Annotated in this window: 15 protein-coding genes and 1 riboswitch; of the genes, 1 reads left to right on the forward strand and 14 read right to left on the reverse strand. The window is 51.2% G+C overall.

What is annotated here, in order from left to right:
- Positions 1-56 precede the first annotated feature (56 nt).
- Complete coding sequence (locus ACUYLD_RS15325) at positions 57-695, reverse strand: ThuA domain-containing protein (RefSeq protein WP_039271649.1); 639 nt, start codon at positions 693-695, stop codon at positions 57-59.
- Positions 696-1,133: 438 nt separating this feature from the next.
- Between ACUYLD_RS15325 and ACUYLD_RS15330 the strand changes: the two genes are divergently transcribed.
- Positions 1,134-1,583 (forward strand): AbrB/MazE/SpoVT family DNA-binding domain-containing protein, encoded by a 450-nt coding sequence (locus ACUYLD_RS15330; protein ID WP_039271650.1) that lies wholly within the window; start codon positions 1,134-1,136, stop codon positions 1,581-1,583.
- A gap of 133 nt (positions 1,584-1,716) precedes the next feature.
- Here the strand turns inward: ACUYLD_RS15330 and ACUYLD_RS15335 are convergent, their stop codons facing one another.
- The 13 genes from ACUYLD_RS15335 to ACUYLD_RS15395 all read right to left on the reverse strand — a co-directional run bounded on the left by ACUYLD_RS15335 (position 1,717) and on the right by ACUYLD_RS15395 (position 16,338).
- Complete coding sequence (locus ACUYLD_RS15335) at positions 1,717-3,174, reverse strand: cobyrinate a,c-diamide synthase (protein WP_446675435.1); 1,458 nt, start codon at positions 3,172-3,174, stop codon at positions 1,717-1,719.
- A complete protein-coding gene (locus tag ACUYLD_RS15340) occupies positions 3,167-4,255 on the reverse strand; it encodes a cobalt-precorrin 5A hydrolase (RefSeq protein WP_446675436.1) in 1,089 nt (362 codons plus the stop codon). The genes ACUYLD_RS15335 and ACUYLD_RS15340 overlap by 8 nt, the downstream gene beginning before the upstream one ends.
- Positions 4,248-5,042, reverse strand: coding sequence for a precorrin-4 C(11)-methyltransferase (gene cobM, locus ACUYLD_RS15345; protein ID WP_446675437.1), 795 nt, complete (start codon positions 5,040-5,042; stop codon positions 4,248-4,250). Before cobM ends, ACUYLD_RS15340 begins: the two co-directional genes overlap by 8 nt.
- Positions 5,039-5,755 carry a precorrin-2 C(20)-methyltransferase gene (gene cobI, locus ACUYLD_RS15350; protein ID WP_039271654.1) on the reverse strand — a complete coding sequence of 239 codons (717 nt, stop codon included), beginning with the start codon at positions 5,753-5,755 and terminating at the stop codon, positions 5,039-5,041. Before cobI ends, cobM begins: the two co-directional genes overlap by 4 nt.
- A gap of 31 nt (positions 5,756-5,786) precedes the next feature.
- Entirely contained in the window at positions 5,787-7,043 is a 1,257-nt protein-coding gene (gene cbiE / locus ACUYLD_RS15355; protein WP_446675438.1) for a precorrin-6y C5,15-methyltransferase (decarboxylating) subunit CbiE, read from the reverse strand.
- The gene (locus ACUYLD_RS15360) at positions 7,036-8,181 is read right to left on the reverse strand and encodes a cobalt-precorrin-5B (C(1))-methyltransferase (protein WP_446675439.1); all 1,146 of its coding nucleotides are present in this window, start codon (positions 8,179-8,181) and stop codon (positions 7,036-7,038) included. Before ACUYLD_RS15360 ends, cbiE begins: the two co-directional genes overlap by 8 nt.
- Positions 8,182-8,255: 74 nt before the next feature.
- Positions 8,256-8,900: a precorrin-8X methylmutase gene (locus ACUYLD_RS15365; RefSeq protein WP_446675440.1), complete on the reverse strand. Its 645-nt coding sequence runs from the start codon at positions 8,898-8,900 to the stop codon at positions 8,256-8,258.
- Positions 8,901-9,070: 170 nt separating this feature from the next.
- The gene (gene cobK / locus ACUYLD_RS15370) at positions 9,071-9,850 is read right to left on the reverse strand and encodes a precorrin-6A reductase (protein ID WP_446675441.1); all 780 of its coding nucleotides are present in this window, start codon (positions 9,848-9,850) and stop codon (positions 9,071-9,073) included.
- Positions 9,847-10,881 (reverse strand): sirohydrochlorin chelatase, encoded by a 1,035-nt coding sequence (locus ACUYLD_RS15375; RefSeq protein WP_446675442.1) that lies wholly within the window; start codon positions 10,879-10,881, stop codon positions 9,847-9,849. The genes cobK and ACUYLD_RS15375 overlap by 4 nt, the downstream gene beginning before the upstream one ends.
- 92 nt (positions 10,882-10,973) lie before the next feature.
- Entirely contained in the window at positions 10,974-12,773 is a 1,800-nt protein-coding gene (cobJ, locus tag ACUYLD_RS15380; protein WP_254350561.1) for a precorrin-3B C(17)-methyltransferase, read from the reverse strand.
- Between the two features lie 310 nt (positions 12,774-13,083).
- A riboswitch (cobalamin riboswitch) is annotated at positions 13,084-13,269 on the reverse strand.
- A 57-nt stretch (positions 13,270-13,326) separates the two neighbouring features.
- Complete coding sequence (locus ACUYLD_RS15385; RefSeq protein ID WP_446675443.1) at positions 13,327-13,881, reverse strand: LOG family protein; 555 nt, start codon at positions 13,879-13,881, stop codon at positions 13,327-13,329.
- A gap of 349 nt (positions 13,882-14,230) precedes the next feature.
- Positions 14,231-15,082, reverse strand: a complete 852-nt coding sequence (locus ACUYLD_RS15390; RefSeq protein WP_069080101.1) for a uroporphyrinogen-III synthase — start codon at positions 15,080-15,082, stop codon at positions 14,231-14,233.
- Between the two features lie 101 nt (positions 15,083-15,183).
- Positions 15,184-16,338 (reverse strand): GerAB/ArcD/ProY family transporter, encoded by a 1,155-nt coding sequence (locus ACUYLD_RS15395; RefSeq protein WP_446675444.1) that lies wholly within the window; start codon positions 16,336-16,338, stop codon positions 15,184-15,186.
- Between the last annotated feature and the right edge of the window lie 39 nt (positions 16,339-16,377).

Raw genomic sequence — 16,377 nt, forward strand, 5'->3', positions numbered from 1 at the left:
GGGGAGCCGCATAAAGTTCGCAGCTCCCCTTCCTCAATGAATGGAATGATCTATGTTTAACCCGGAAAGCGTCCAGCCCACTTGGCAGCCTGAAGCAGCAGCTTGCGGTATCCCTCGTGCTGGAAGCTTGGCTGATTATGTCCAGGCATCAAATAGACGACCCGACCCAAGCCATAGGACAGTGACCATGCCGCCGGCCACCACTGGCCTTCGTGTTCATATTCCATCAGTAGTGTTTTTTCAGTGAATGGATCAAAATCAAAACGATACGGCTCCTCTTGCATCTCGAACGGCTCGATTCCTTCCATAATCGGATGATCCGGCTCCGTTACTTTGAAGGAAAGTGGACCTGCAGCCGGGTGTCGCAAGAAACGTGCCCCCATTAACTGTGCAATTTCATACCGTCCTTGCAATGTGATTCCGTTATGCAGCACAAGCAATCCACCCCCGCCACTAACATAAGACAGCAATCCTGCTGTTTGTTGAGGTGACAGAACCTCCTTGCGGCTATCGCAGTACGAGATACATAGATCAAATGAGGTTAGATTTTCCTTGAGCAGCATTTTACGATTCTCACTGCACTGTACGGTCATCCAATCCTGTAAAATATGGCTAATCTCTTCGTCCACCCCTTGCAGCGGGTGAAACTCCGGATAAGAATAATCTCCTAACAACAATGCTTTTCTTTTTTCCATGATAAATCCTCCTTGCCTGACTTGTATATAAGGACTTTAAAGGCGGGGCCCGTGTCATTTATTCTTGTTTGTGGGGTCAAAACGCTCAGAAAATTCCGTTTGGCCCTTATCCATTTCCCATAACACCGCCATCATTGTCCGAGCTACGGCATATATAAATAATTCTACAGACGGCCTATTAAATCCTTTAGCAGACGATTATAGCATATATGTTCGCTCGCAATAAACTTATTAAAACTTATTCAAACTTTATAAATCTGAACGATGGCGATTCGGCCTGTTTATGGTATACTCGTAAGAAAAAAAGTGCGTCCATGCTTGATTAACAATGAAGGGCCGCTTTTTGTAAGAATTTATGCTTGCGGTTATAGAATTGATAAGAATTGCCTCAAACCTTATACATTCTATAAATCTTAAAAAACCGGGGAGGTTGCATGAATGAAAAGGACTGGAATGACCCGGCCCTTGGACAGCTTGGGGCGAATTGTGCTTCCTAAAGAGTTGCGCATGACGATGGAGATTGACATCGGCGATCCATTAGAGTTTTTTATTGAAGACCAGACACTCATGCTCCGTAAGTACAAATCAACCAACTGTATATTCTGCGGTGCGGTTGATACCAACACCTACTTTAAAGATCAGTTTATCTGCGATGAATGTGCAGCCTCGATGAAAACGGAAGATTTAATTCCGGTCACAGCGACTGAAACCCATTCACCTCCACTTAAGCAAAATATGCATATGAAAAAAATTTATCAGCGCACAGACGTTATTTTGGAAAAAATGAGAGAGCTTATGGAAGAACATCCAGCATCTTCACAAAAACAACTCGCCTCCATGCTTGGCGTGAGTCAGGGAAGGATTTCCCAGCTGAAAAAGCTCATGTAAGCGAGTCACCAAAAAAGTAATGTATACGCTTCCATACTATGTAAGGTTTAAATCTATTGAATTTAGAAAAGCCGGACCCTTTAGGGACTCGGCTTTTTTTCGCTTATATGAAGTGGTGCACTCGTTTGCAAAACTATTGACCGTAAACCCGGCATTGTTCCACCCAGCGTGCTGCCGCCTTGGGAAGAGATGCAAGATGGACATGCGTGTAGGCTGCCAAAAGGTTCCCTTTCGCATAACCCTCGCTCTGGAGACCACGCATCCCCTTGGTTTGATAGGCGTAGGAGTAGGGGGCGGATGATTCATCATAGTGCATGACAGAATAATGAAATTCATGTCCCCGAATGGTCTCTCCAGCCTCCAGCAGCAAGCAATCCTGCAAAGCGGTTGCTTCCCGGTATCCCAGTGCAGCCCGTTTCTCCTGCATGCGGACGTCCGACGGAATAACCCCGGCCATGTGATAGGCATTCCCCATACGATCCGTAAGTGTCCGTGCCAGTACCATATAACCGCCGCATTCGGCGAATACTGGCATATCCCAGCTTACCGCGTTGCGGATATCTTCCAAAAAGCCCGTATTTGCAGCGATATCTGCGGCAAACTCTTCGGGGAAACCGCCGCCCAGGTATAGGCCGCTTGCCTGCTCAGGTACGCGTTCTCCCGCCAGCGGACTGAAATAGATAATCTCTGCTCCCGCCTGACGTAGTAAATCCATATTTTCCGGGTAGTAAAAATTGAACGCCGCATCTCTGGCGACGGCGATGACGGGACGTTCCCCGGTATCAGCTTCATGCCCTGCTGATGGAAGCCAATCCGGGGGAAACAACGGTTGTGCCGGCAGAGACAACGGCGGAGCCGAATCCGCCAATGCCCGCAGTGCATCCAGATCCGTACCCGCGCGGATCAGCTCTGCCGCCCGTTGGAAAAGCGGCTCCAGCTCGCCGCGTTCCACAGCGGGTACTAAACCCAGATGACGCTCAGGAATATCCAGCCCGTCATCACGCTTTAACCAGCCGAGCACAGGGATGCCGCACTCCTGCTCAATCGCCTTTTTGACGATGCCATAGTGCCCTTGGCTACCGCAGCGATTCACCATTACGCCCACAATGCGCAGCTTGGGCTCCAAGCGCTGAAAGCCGAGCACAATAGCGGCGGTGCTTCGTGCCATACTGCGCACGTCGACCACCAGCAATACAGGGCTGTCCGTCAGCATGGCGATCTCAGCAGTCGAGCCGGTGTTGCTGAGCGGGTCCTTGCCGTCATACAGCCCCATGACGCCTTCAATCACGGAAATATCCGCGCCTTCGGAAGCACGGATAAAGGTTTCACGCACCGTATCCGGTGAGGTCATCCATGAATCCAGATTACGGGAAGAAGTCCCAGTCGCGGCAGTATGATAGGTCGGATCGATATAATCCGGCCCGCATTTAAAACCCTGCACTCGCAGGCCGCTATCGGCGAACGCCTTCATCAGCCCGAGGGTAACCGTCGTTTTGCCTGCGCCGCTGCCTGTTCCGGCAACAACAATACGGCTTCTGCGCGTAGCGGCAGACGGATCAGACTGTACAGCCTGCTTCATGATGTCAGTCATAGGAAACCCGCGCTACAGACAGCGTCATATTGCCGCTTTTTTTCTTCTCCAGCAGCCAATGGTCTGCACCAGAAGACAACAAGGCTGAAGGTTCACTGACCCCATATGCACCAGTGTATTTGAAGACGGTTTCCGATGGATTAGGAAGCTGCACCGTATTCAGCTCTGACGGAGTATACGTCACCAGTTCCCAACCGTATTTGGCGCAAAGGGCAAGTAAGCCCTCTTCGTCCCTTTTCAGATCAATGGTGGCAATATTCCGTACGCTTTTCACGGACAAACGCAGCTCTTGCAAGGTGTCCAGCACACCCGCCTCCAGCTCCTCCAATGCAGTCCCACGGTTGCAGCCGATGCCGAGCACCAAGCTTTTCGGACGGTACAGCACGCCATTAGAAAGAAGCTGCTCCTCTTCCTCCAGCTCCAATAAACGGTCACTCACGACCAATGCGGCGTTAAACGGTTCTTGCAATGCTTCCGCCGTCGAAGCATATACCTTGATATGTCCAGGTACAGGCTTGTCATAACGCCACCAGTTCCGTTCGCCTGTCTCTTGTATGAGCGCAACAGGCTCCTCGTTCACAACAGCAGCGCTCACAGGAGTGGCCTTGTCGAAGCTATCGACCACCCAACCCAATTCCCGACCAAACATGTCCACCGGGATCGTGCCCTGCACGTCCGATGCAGTCGTGATTACAGCACGTGCGCCCAGCAAAGCCGCTACATGGCGGGTCAATTCATTGGCGCCACCCAAATGGCCAGACAATACGCTAATGACATGCTCGCCACGATCATCAATGACAACTACCGCTGGGTCTACCTTTTTATCCACCAAAATTGGTGCAATCATACGAACCACTGCACCGAGAGATATAAATAAAATAATACCGTTATATTGTTTAAATAAATCCGGCAAAATCAGCTTGACCGAGCCTTCGAACAATTGAATGCCACGCTCCTGCTCGTCGCCACGCTCAAATTTGGACATGTAATACACATCCGTGCCCGGAAAGCTGGCTCCCAAATTGCGCACCATTTCCACTCCATGCTTCGTGATTGCCACAGCGGCAAATGGATTACTCACCGGGCTTCACTCCCTTCCGGTAGCCATGGGTGAATGACTTGTCGTACAGCTTGGAACGATGCGCGTCCTTGTCCACCAGCTCCGGGTCGAGCGCCCAGCCTGCCAAAATCATGGCATGCATCGTTATGCCTGCTGCACGCAAATCGGCGGGTAATTGAGCAAGCGTCGTGCGTACGATCTTTTGATCCGGCCAGGTCGCGCGCTGCACAACCGCTACAGGCGTGTCCTCACTCCAGCCTGCTGCCAAAAACTCAACGACCACTTTCTTTGCCAACGTTGCGCTGAGGAACAGTGCCACTGTACAGTGATGGGATGCCAAGTCACGCAGCTTTTCCCGATCCGGTACAGGTGTACGGCCTTCGGCACGCGTCAGAATGACCGTCTGCGTCAGGTCAGGCACAGTTAGCTCTGCACCCAGCACGGCCGCAGAAGCAAAGACCGAGCTGACGCCTGGTACGATTTCGTATGTTACTCCGCGCTGCTTCAGCAACACCATTTGCTCCAAAATGGCTCCGTACACTGCCGGATCACCTGTATGTACGCGAGCTACACTGCGTCCAGCCTGCACAGCCTCGCTCATAATCTCAACCTGCCGCTCCAGATCCATGCCTGAGCTTTGCAGTACCTGCGCCTCTGGCTTGGCCGTGGCAATCAGCTCGTCGTTCACGAGCGAATCCGTGTACAATACCACATCGGCCGTGCGTAGAATCCGAGAGCCTTTGACCGTAATCAGCTCTGGGTCGCCGGGACCTGCTCCTACGATATACACTTTGGGCTCCAACGTCATTTGCTCACCACCATTAAACTCAAATATTCAAGCTCCTGTCCGCGCAGCTCACGTGCGTCGCGCCATACCATTTCATAAGGGGAAGTGACCTTGGTAATGACTGATGCACGGTCCCCAAGATGGAGTTCATCCAGCACATCCAAAATCAAATCCAGCACCTTGGCAACCTTGATAAACACGACCGTATCGTGATTCTCAATCGCCCGCTTCATCGCTTCCCGATCATCCGTAGCCGGAATAATACCGACCTGCTGATCTCCGTCTGCCAAAGGCAATTCCAGCGCTGCCGCCGCTCCCAACACAGACGAAATGCCCGGAATAGATACAATCGGCACTTCAGGATGGAGATCCTTCATGAGCCGTGCCAAATGAATAAAGGTACTGTACAAATTAGGGTCTCCCTCTGTAACAAAGGCTACATCCTTGCCTTGGCTCAGTGCCTCCCAGCAAGCAACCACCGTTTTGTTCCACTCACGCTCCAGTACAACCGGGTCCTTGGTCATTGGAAAAATGAGTCCCAGCATCTCCTTTTCCTCCGGGTTGACGTACAACTCCACGATTTCGTGAGCATACGACTTACCTCCCCGGCGTTTCTTCGGATAAGCCACAACTGCACATTCCTGAATCATGCGATACGCCTTGACCGTAATCAGCTCGGGATCACCCGGCCCCACGCCTACGCCGTAAAGTGTTCCTGTTGCTGCCGTATTCATGCTGTCTCTCTCCCCCTCTTGAATTACCAGCTTACTCCCCTGCTACTTCGTCAGCCACGTCCACCGACGGCTGTCCTGTAATAACATATATCGGATTGAGTCCGTCAAAACGAGTCATATTCAAAATCGGCTTGCTGCGCGCTGTTTGCAATAACGTCACCGAAGTATCGAGACCTGCTGCTTGCATCGCCTTCATCCCATCATGCAGCGTCTCAATCGTTGCAGCATTCACTACAATTCGTCCATCCTTCCGCAGACGGGAAGCACACAGACGAATCAGTTCGGCCAATTCTCCCCCGCTCCCACCGATAAACACCGCATCCGGGTCTGGCAGATCTTCCAGTCCGGCAGGCGCTTTGGCATGAATAACCGGGAAATCGGTGCGGAATTTGATTTTGTTCGCTTCCACATTAGCCAAATCGCCTTCGTTCTTCTCAATGGCAAATACTTGCCCATACTTGGCCAGCCGCGCACATTCCACCGCTACAGAGCCGGAACCTGCACCGATGTCCCATACGATGCTTCGCTCGGTCAGACGCAGCTCGGACAAGCTGAATACGCGTACTTCACGCTTCGTGATCAGTCCTTTTTCCGGCTTACGCTGGTGAAATTCCGCATCCTCGAAGCCAAATCCCCGACGAATTGCAGGCACGTCTTCTCCCTTACGGCGGCGCAAAATAACCACATTCAGTGGTTGGAACGTTCTCTGCGCCATCTCATCCAACGTATAATGCTGATACGCCTCATCCGGTCCGCCCACATGCTCGCCGACAAAGGCATCATATTCCGTCATGCCATAGTGCAGCAGATAGGCAGCGACTGCGGCGGGATGATTCCGGTCGTCCGTCAACAGTGCGACCTTGTTCTGTCCGTCAATCCGCTGCGCCAATCCGGTCATCGGACGGCCGTGTACGCTTTCCAGCACCGCATCCTGCCAGCTTTCACCGAGACGCGCAAACGCCAGCTGAACCGAGCTGATATGCGGCAAAATATCCAAATGTTCAGCCCCCAGCTTGGCGGACAAATAACCTGCAATTCCAAAAAAAAGCGGATCGCCTGACGCAAGCACGACAATATCCTTGTGCTTGCGCAACCGTCCCAATTCTTCTACCACGGCAGATAAGCCGCTCTTTAATGTTCGTTTTTCCCCTGCGAATGCCTTGAAAAAGGCTAGCTGGCGTTCTCCACCAACCAGCAGGTCGGCACGCTCAATGTGCTCCAGCGTCTCCTGCGACAGACCTGCCGCTCCATTTTCACCGATACCAATGACACGAATCACTCTACTCACCGACTCTCGCCCTCCCTAGCACGTTCCCTTTCATCGTTACCAGTACCATTTCCACGACAATTCCACCACCTGCATGGTCCAGACAATGCTGACATCCATAGGTACACAGCTTTTCAAAAAAGCTAAGCGCATTCGCTTCGGTCATCATATCCGCCACCTGCGTAGCTGTATTGGCCTCTGCCACTGCCGCTGCAAGCGACTCGTCCACCCCCGCTTCACGCGCGACCTCAGCCAAAAAGCCAAAATCCACCGGAGCGCTCTTGGAGTGTACCATCATGACACCTTGAGCTACCTTTGACAGCTTGCCAGGCATACCGACGAGAATAATCTTTTTCATTCCCAGCCGTTTCCCATGCTTAATGGCAAAGCCGACAAAATCCCCCATCTGAATAAAGGCCTCTTCCGTCAGCTGATCGTACATTTGCATGGCATATTTTTCACTGCTGCCGCCTGTGGTCAGGACTATTTCTTGGCAGTTCATCGCTTGTGCAACCGATATGGCCTGCACGACGCTGGCTTTATAAGCTGACGTGGAAAACGGAACGACCACACCGCGTGTACCTAGTATGGAAATACCGCCAAGAATGCCAAGCCGTCCGTTCAGCGTTTTCTTGGCAATTTCTTCACCATCTGGCACACTGATGACAACACGGACACCTTTGGCCGATCCGTGCTCTTCAAGCACGCCTGTCACAGCCTCCGTAATCATCCGGCGCGGCACTGGATTGATCGCTGCTTCCCCGACAGGCACAGGCAGACCGGGTTTCGTTACCCGCCCTACTCCGACGCCGCCGTCCAGCTCAATACCCGGCTCCTCGTGCCAGCTAACAGAGGCGATAATTTTCGCCTGATGCGTGGCATCTGGGTCATCGCCACCGTCCTTGATCGTCGTGCAGGAAGCTTCGTCCGCGTCCAACACAGGCTCGATCAGCTCAAACGCATGATCGAAGCCCGCGGGCAGCGATATCACTGCTTCCTTCGGTGGAATGCCCGTGATGAGCAGTTGTACCGCTCCTTTGGCCACTGCAGCCGCACAAGCTCCAGTCGTAAAGCCTGACCGCATTGGCTTGTCCGGCGCGGGAGCTTCACCGCTTTTCATCCGTTTGGGCCTGTTGGCGGACGCCGCTTCCTTTTCCATGCCAATTCCTCCTTAACCTCTTCTGCTGATCATGTTCTAATTCATTTCATGATACAGCAAACGGACAACCGCATCTAGCGGACAGCCATTAAGGAGATCGCATTCAATGCTGCTACGACAATTGTACTGCCGCCCTTGCGTCCAATATTCGTAATGAACGGAATATCCAGCTTGCGCAGCTCGTCCTTGGATTCTGCTGCCGATACGAAACCGACGGGCATGCCAATCACCAGTCCGGGTCTAGCCGCTCCTTCTTTTACCAGACGGATCAACTCCAGCAACGCTGTCGGCGCATTACCAATGGCATAAATGCCACCTTCGCCCGCTTGGATCGCTTTGCGCATGGAAATAATGGCGCGTGTCGTATTCAGTCTTTTCGCTTCTTCCATGACATCAGGGTCAGATATGTACACATGCACATCCCCGCCAAATTGACGGATACGATCCTTGCTCAGCCCCGCTTGAATCATCTGCACATCCGCCACTACCTGCTGTCCTGCACGAATAGCTGCAATCCCGGCTTCAATCGCCTTTGGATGAAACACCATGCTGCGGCCCAGCTCAAAATCAGCAGATGCATGAATGACACGCTGTACAACGGGATATTGCTCTGCTGTAAAAGGATGCTCTCCCAATTCTTCTGTGATCATCTCGAAGCTTTTGCCCTCAATTTCCTGCGGCTGCACCGTTAGCGGTTTGAATTCTGTTTTAAAATCCATCGTATCGACCACTCCCTTATGGAAAATTAGAAAATAGTTTAGGAAAATGACAATTCATTGCTACAAAATCATAGATACCTCTAAAAAACACCTGTTTTAAGATGACTATATTTTAAATACATGCCAGAAGTCGTTCCTGATTAACTGGACTCGCAAGGGCAAGACTCAACTCAAATTGAAGTTTTCTCTTTTGCTGTGCGCAGTGCGTTAATGACTCCGTCGAAATGATCAAATACTGTGCCAAATTCCACTTCCGGCCTGGAAATCAAAAGTACGTGAATCCCCAGCTCCAATGCAGATTGAACCTTTTCATCCACTGCTCCCGTGTGTCCGCTTTCCTTGGTGACCATCACGGTCGTGCCATAGTGCTTGTACAATGCTTCGTTCATCTCGCGGGAAAAGGGTCCCTGCATGGCAATAATATTCTTTTGCTCCATGCCCAGTTCGCCGCATTTCTCCATATTGTCTAGGCGCGGCAGCATGCGTGCAACCAGACGAATCTCCGGGTCTCCGAGTAAATGCTTGGTGAACGTGCCGAGCGTCTTACTACCTGTCGTAAGCATGACAGAGCCTTTGAGTTGCTTCGCTTCTAATGCGGCCTCTTCATAGGAAGACACGATGTGGAGCAATGGATGATTGTCATACATCAGTCCCGCCCGCTCGTAGCGAATATAAGGAACTCCGGACTCGCGAGCGGCTGTCATTGCATTCGCATGTGCTTCTTCTGCAAAAGGATGACTGGCATCAACAACCGCCTGTATTCCCTGCTCCCGAATCATTGCAGTCATTTCATCGGCTGTCATTCGCCCTGTACGTACGTCCAGCCCTGCTTCGGACAAGCTGGCTGCCGCGCTTTCGGTTACGACCGAGGTCAATACGTTGAAGCCATTGTCACGGATTTGCAGCGCCAATTCCCGAGCATCGCTCGTTCCACATAGCATGAATATCATGAGCCCTTCACCTGCCCGCTTCCATTCACTACAGATGGCGTATGTGAATGCTCGTGATGGTGAGCATGGTCATGCTCATGAGTGTGATCGTGGCTGTGTGTATGGTGATCATGATGATCGTGCTCATGTGCATGATGATGGTGATGATGCTCATGATCGTGATGGTGGTCATGGTCGTGGTGATGATGGTGGTGCTCCTGCGCCTCCAGACGGAACTGGCAGTTATCACAATTGGCCGTAACCTTGCCGAACAAGCCTTCCTTAGCTCGCTCTAGCACCAGTTCAATCAGTTGAGGATGGAAACCAAAATATCCTCCCATTTCCACTTGTAATGTAGGGTGAGCCTCGGCAAATTCCTGGGTCATTTCTCCGATGCGCTTAATCAGCACACCCGTGAACAGAAAATAGGGAAGCACGATAATCTTTTTGGCCCCCAGTCGTACACAACGCTCCAATCCATCGGGAAAAGAAGGCTGCGTCACACCGATAAAGCTGCTCTCTACCCACGTATAAGAAAGCTGCTCCCACAGCATACGGGTGATTTTGAAAAAGTCACTGTTCGCATCTGGATCGCTACTTCCGCGTCCTAACACAAGTACCGCCGTTTCTTCGTCGGATACCTCGGCAAATGCCTCTACAGCGCTATTCATTCCCGCTGGAACTGCAACCGGACGGGCCTCTTTCAAGCGGCTTTGCAGAATGCTGACGATTTTCTCGTGAACGCCAATCGGGCGTCCATATACAAATTCCACCTGCGGATATTTTGCTTTTGCCCGATCAATAGCCATCGGAATATCAATTTTGGCATGTACCGCTGCGAACAAGATAATCGGAATGAGAACGACACGCGTCGCACCTTTCTCCACACATGTTTGCATCCCATCAGCAATGCTGGGACGTGCCAACTCCAAGAAACAGGTTTCCACGCACATATCCGGTACCCGGTCTGCCACTGCCTGTGCAAATTCCAGCAGTTCCTGGTTCCCCTCCGGGTCCCGACTTCCATGTCCAACTAACAATATTGCATCCACTGCTGTTTTTTCCTCCTCTTTAATAGGGATAGCCTGCATGACGCCCTATTTTATATATATGCTTGTATCCAGTTCATCAGGCCTTCAGTCCATTAATCACCACAAACCGCATTCACTTCTACCGTTGCTGGTGCATCTTCATGCCGGAAACCCGCAACGACACCTACACGTTTAAAAAATTTATGAAAACGCTCATTCGGATGCCCTTTTTCCTTATATTCAGCGATGACGTTCTCCACAATGTCAGTAATTTGATCACCCGGAATCCCTTCCGCTACGGGCTGAGCGGCATGAGCATTGCGACCGAATTTTTTGCCACCAAGGAAGAGGTCGTATCCTCCCTTGCGATAGACGATGCCGATATCCTCCAGCACCGCTCCATAGCAGGCCATACCGCATCCGTTCAAAGCAATGCTCGTTTCCTTGGGTGCCTGTAATCCGCCAAGTACAACCTGTAGATGCTCAGCCACAGGCACAGCGTCATCCTTCTCCATATTGCAGAAGTCGCACGCCTTTACCTTAAACACATCGCCAATCGGCATGACAATGAATCGTTCATCCCGCAGCCGTCCAACCAGTTCCTCGGGGTCTGCACACGGCACGCGCAGCACAATCTGATGATCTGGCGTGTATTCCAGTTCGCCATCATCACCCGCTACCTCGGCGAGCAGCGCCATCTGGCGAGCGGTGAACTTCTTGTTTCCCACCCCCGGGGAAACGCCCACCTCAAATAGCGCAGGCTTGCCAAAGCCGCCTGTCGCCATCCCGGCCGGGGCCCCCGCTCCGGCCACCGCTGCCGTTCCGGCGGTGCTCTCGGCGGTAGGCGCTTGCCCGCTCCAGCGAGCGTTGGCTGCGCCAGGCAGCTTGCCGCCAACAGCGAGGCGGCTTAGTGCCTCTGCCGCCAGCGATGCCGGGGTTGCTGCGCCGGTTTGCACAGCGGTCGTTGCCTGCACGGCAGCCATCGCTTGCGGGCGTGCCTGCGTCGCAACCGCAGCGCCGCTCGCGGAGGGTCCAGCGGGCGTAGTCGGGGCTGCGCCTGCCTGCGGTGCAGCCTCTTGTGCGCCCAGCGACCACGGCTCCGCTTCCGTGCGGAGACGCTGATGCGGCTTGAGCGCTTGCTCGGTCGCATCCAGCGTGTATTTGCGCTGATATCCGCGCGGAGTCACGATCAAGCCGTCATACACCGTTGTCGAGGAATTGCCGATGATTACAGTCGTCAGCATCCCGATGTCATGATTCAGCATATCTTCCAGCGTCGTTACAATAACTTGCTGACGTTCACGATAAGCACTTTTCACCAACCCAACTGGAGTTTGCGGATCGCGGTAACGCAGCAAAATGGACTGCGTCTCCACAATCTGGCGTGTACGCCGACCACTGCGCGGGTTGTATAATGCAATCACAAAATCGGCCGAAGCCGCTGCTTCTACACGCTTCACAATCGTTTCCCATGGGGTCAGATGATCACTCAGACTGATCGTGCAAGCATCATGCATAACTGGCGCCCCCAACAGTGAAGCACAGGACTGAATAGCCGAGATCCCCGGTACGACTTCTACCTCAACCCCGTCCTCGCGTCGCCAGCCTTTTTGCATCAGCACTTCGTACACCAGCCCTGCCATACCATAGACTCCTGCATCTCCACTGGAAATGACAGCTACCTTCTTGCCCATCTCTGCTTGGCGAACCGCCTCCTGCGCACGGCTCACTTCCTCTGTCATCCCTGTGCGTACAATCTCCTGTCCGTTCAACAACGGACGGATCAAATCAACGTAGGTATTGTAGCCGATAATGACCTCACTTTCGGCCAGCGCATCCAGCGCCCGTTTTGTGATATGTTCCATATCTCCTGGTCCAAATCCAATCACCAGCAATTTTCCTAATGGGCTCATCGTGCTCCTCCTATTCATCCTTTTCAGGGTAGCTATCCTATCTATTTCAATGATTTATGCACATCCTGTAACTCAAAAAACCCCATCCTGCCCGGATGGGGTTTCTATGTACGTATCTCTCATCAGACGAAAAAACAGCGTAAGAAGACACTATTTGTCTTCCTCCAGCCTGCCGTTGTTTTCCACCTGTCTGTTTACGCTTCAAACGCTGCTGCACGTTCATATCCACGCAAACCTCTAACCAACATGGAAAAAGCAACGTGTGCCTGATTTCCTGATTTCGTACACCCATCCTCTCCGCGAAGGTTAACGGTGCATACAGATCAAGGTAGGTCTCCTGGCTTGGCATCAACAGATTCTTTCGTCTTCCCCGTTTTTCACGAGTGACCAGTTAAAAAAATCCTCTTCCTTACAGTGGCGGGACCGCTCGGGATTTGCACCCGATTCCCTGTTACCCTTTGCTCAACCGCAAAGGCACCTTGTCTGTCCGCTATTTGATTATGGGTCTTATCATAACCTTGCCTCAATCAGTTGTGCAAGCACGAAAAACGCTTTATTTCAAGTTCTCTGCTTTATTTTTTAACATATGTAGCAATTCGTCCGGGTCCGCAGAGATACTTAATAACGCTGGATGCTCAGCCCCGGTAAACCCTTCTTGCACGCTATGACGCACCATTTCTACTAACGGCTCAAAATATCCATTCACATTCAGCAGCCCAATCGGCTTGCGATGAATGCCGATTTGCGCCCAGCACAATACCTCGAATAGCTCCTCAAAGGTTCCCAAGCCACCTGGAAGGGCAATAAACGCATCGGCCATCTCGCTCATTGCCGCTTTACGCTCATGCATGCTTGCTACCTCAATAAATTCGGTAACTCCCCGATGAATGATCTCTGCATCAAATAACAGGGTGGGCATAATGCCAGTGACCTGACCGTTACCCGCCAGCATGCCATCCGCCACTTTTCCCATCAGCCCCCTACTGGAGCCACCGTAGATCAGACGGATATGATGGCGAGCCATGGCTTCTCCCAGCTTGCCTGCCGCTTCAACATATACCGATGAATGTCCAGGTCTGGACCCGGCAAATACACAAATAGAATTCATTAACGTCTCAGCTCCTGTCCTAAGTCAGCATTTAGCATAATTCGATTCCCAACGCTCATAAGTACAATATATAGACGAACTAAAGCGTTTCGATCTATATATTGCTTATTTGAAAACGCTCTTGGGATTTATGCAAAATGCTCAAGTATCATGCATCGAAACTTATTCATTATATTAGCTAAATATTTTCGCTATAACAAAAATCTTTGTCGATGCATGTCCAATAAAAAAAGATAAAGACCTCGCAGGCCCTTATCTTTATTTTACGCTTTATCCAAAAATATAAGTTCATTTTTAGCATACTATATTTATAATTTCTATCTCATTTCTATCTCATTTTCATCTCATTTCAATGACCATTCACGATCTTCAGACCACAGCCATGCACCGAATCGTTATGCTCAAAATATTTGCCCAGCTCCACCATCATCGCGCCCATGCGCTCTTCGGTTGGAAACACGACTCGATCAATCCCTTCTTCCACAATGGACTGTGCAGTCACCTTCCCTACTGATACAGCAATCACATCCTCACGGAAAGCTTCCAGTAAATCCTCGATTCGATTTTGCTCTCTCGCATATTGGGCTAAAAATCGAATTTGCGGACCACTCGTGAACGTAACAGCATCAACATTACGATGGATAACATCCTCCAGTAACGCCTGCAATTTTGCTTCCTCAGGTGGAATATGCTTATAAGGAAGTACCTGGCGGGTCACTGCCCCCTGCTCGTCCAGCCACTTTACCAACCGTGGGGCTGGATCGCCATGCAGTTGCAACAATACTTCTTTCCCCTTCAGATCGTATGGGGCGAAAGCTCCTGTCAATCCGATCAAACTTCCGTCCTCGTCTCGTACTGCTGGCGTAAAGCCACGCTTTTTGAGTCCATTGACCGTCTTGTAGCCCCGCGCTGCAATGTTGGAAGATTGTAGCAGCTCCATAATCTGCTCAGCCACGCCCATATCCTCTGCCATATCGAACAGGGCATCCAGCCCCATACCTGTCGTGAAGATGTACCAGTCCGGAGGGTGCTTCACCCACGATACAACAGCGTTGCGCAGCTCGATATCATCCAGAAAAACGGTACCTTGGGCCGGGCGCTGTACTGGCTCACCCCCCATCTTCACAACTAGCAGCGCCATTTCTTCTGCTTTACGGGGACCCGCAAGAGCGACTCTCTTACCTGCCATGCGTTGTGCCATTCTGTTGCCTCCCTTGTAGAAGTCGTATTTCTTTCTACCAAGTATACAATCAGAGGGGTAAAAGACAAATAAGAATTACTTTTCCGATGAATACAGTAATCTTATAAGTGACCGTGTTCTGGTCTGCCTTCATGCTGGCTTTCTTTCTGACTACTGCTATCCCGCTCTCCGTTAGATGCCCTATCATCTCCGCCATTCCCTTTAGGTTTGGGTCGGAGCAACATCCATAGCAACAAAGGCATGATAACAAAAAAAATGATCATCACCGCGGTCCACTCCCGGCTGAACTCATAAATTTGCACAATGTTGGAGAACAGCATAAACGAACAGACATAGCCTAACAAACCTACGGGCCAAACCATCAGGCTCCCCCAGGCTTGGGCAAACATCCGCTTTACCGCCAAACTGGTAACGTACAGATCAACCCCAATCTTCGTAAGAAAGGTCGGTACGGTCAGTACTGCCACGAACAAATCGAACCGATCCAGAAAGTCCGTTAGCTGCAATTGACGCACCAGTTCATACGATGGATAAAATAGCCGTGACAAGATAGGAACACCAATAACCAACTCGGACAGCAGCACCAGCATGGTCAGAAAAGCGGTTCCGAGCAAATGCCCAAACCACGCACTACGCCCATTATAGCTCTTCCCAGAAATCACAAAGGGGACTATCATAATATCGGCCATATAACCCAGCATGCGCCAACTCCCCTTGATTACTCCCTCTACTTCTGGATGTAAGTAGGGTCTCAGCATCGAAAAATCCATATTACGCCCAAAAAAAAGCGGCATGGTCAACAGCGTCACAATCAACAGTGGTATAAAATTCTCGGTCATATTCACGATGGTGCTTATTCCGCCTTTAGCCATAAATACTAGAGTCAACAGCACAATAAGAGAAGTGACCACAATCGGAGTCTGCGGCAAAAGCACCACCTCCACCAGATCCGTAATAATCCTCAAATCCCGTGCAAAGATGATCAGGAATAAAATAAGGTAGATTGCAAGCAGCACACGGCCCAGCACAGGGTGAGAGCTCACCATCGCCTGCATCAGATCCTGCTCAGGAAACCGGCGTTTGAGTTTCAACATCGCCCAGATCGGCAAGCATAGCACGATAGCCGCAATTATACAGGTCCAGTAAGCATGCTGATTCGCGTGATCCGCTGCCTGCGTCGGAGCATGTATAAGGGTAATACCGACCTCCATCAATACACCAAGCAGCGCAATTTGTCTGGTTGTGAACTGTTTCATGCAGGTACATCCTCCTTTTGCCCGCAGGCATCCATTACA

The sequence above is a fragment of the Paenibacillus sp. SER-28 genome, from assembly GCF_052906305.1.

What these genes read in the sequence shown, in the direction of transcription:
- ACUYLD_RS15325 (WP_039271649.1), bottom strand. Translation starts at nt 695, where the DNA reads ATGGAAAAAAGAAAAGCATTGTTGTTAGGAGATTATTCTTATCCGGAG.
- ACUYLD_RS15330 (WP_039271650.1), top strand. Translation starts at nt 1,134, where the DNA reads ATGAAAAGGACTGGAATGACCCGGCCCTTGGACAGCTTGGGGCGAATT.
- ACUYLD_RS15335 (WP_446675435.1), bottom strand. Translation starts at nt 3,174, where the DNA reads ATGACTGACATCATGAAGCAGGCTGTACAGTCTGATCCGTCTGCCGCT.
- cobM (WP_446675437.1), bottom strand. Translation starts at nt 5,042, where the DNA reads ATGACGTTGGAGCCCAAAGTGTATATCGTAGGAGCAGGTCCCGGCGAC.
- cobI (WP_039271654.1), bottom strand. Translation starts at nt 5,755, where the DNA reads ATGAATACGGCAGCAACAGGAACACTTTACGGCGTAGGCGTGGGGCCG.
- ACUYLD_RS15360 (WP_446675439.1), bottom strand. Translation starts at nt 8,181, where the DNA reads ATGGAAAAGGAAGCGGCGTCCGCCAACAGGCCCAAACGGATGAAAAGC.
- ACUYLD_RS15365 (WP_446675440.1), bottom strand. Translation starts at nt 8,900, where the DNA reads ATGGATTTTAAAACAGAATTCAAACCGCTAACGGTGCAGCCGCAGGAA.
- cobK (WP_446675441.1), bottom strand. Translation starts at nt 9,850, where the DNA reads ATGATATTCATGCTATGTGGAACGAGCGATGCTCGGGAATTGGCGCTG.
- cobJ (WP_254350561.1), bottom strand. Translation starts at nt 12,773, where the DNA reads ATGAGCCCATTAGGAAAATTGCTGGTGATTGGATTTGGACCAGGAGAT.
- ACUYLD_RS15385 (WP_446675443.1), bottom strand. Translation starts at nt 13,881, where the DNA reads ATGAATTCTATTTGTGTATTTGCCGGGTCCAGACCTGGACATTCATCG.
- ACUYLD_RS15390 (WP_069080101.1), bottom strand. Translation starts at nt 15,082, where the DNA reads ATGGCACAACGCATGGCAGGTAAGAGAGTCGCTCTTGCGGGTCCCCGT.
- ACUYLD_RS15395 (WP_446675444.1), bottom strand. Translation starts at nt 16,338, where the DNA reads ATGAAACAGTTCACAACCAGACAAATTGCGCTGCTTGGTGTATTGATG.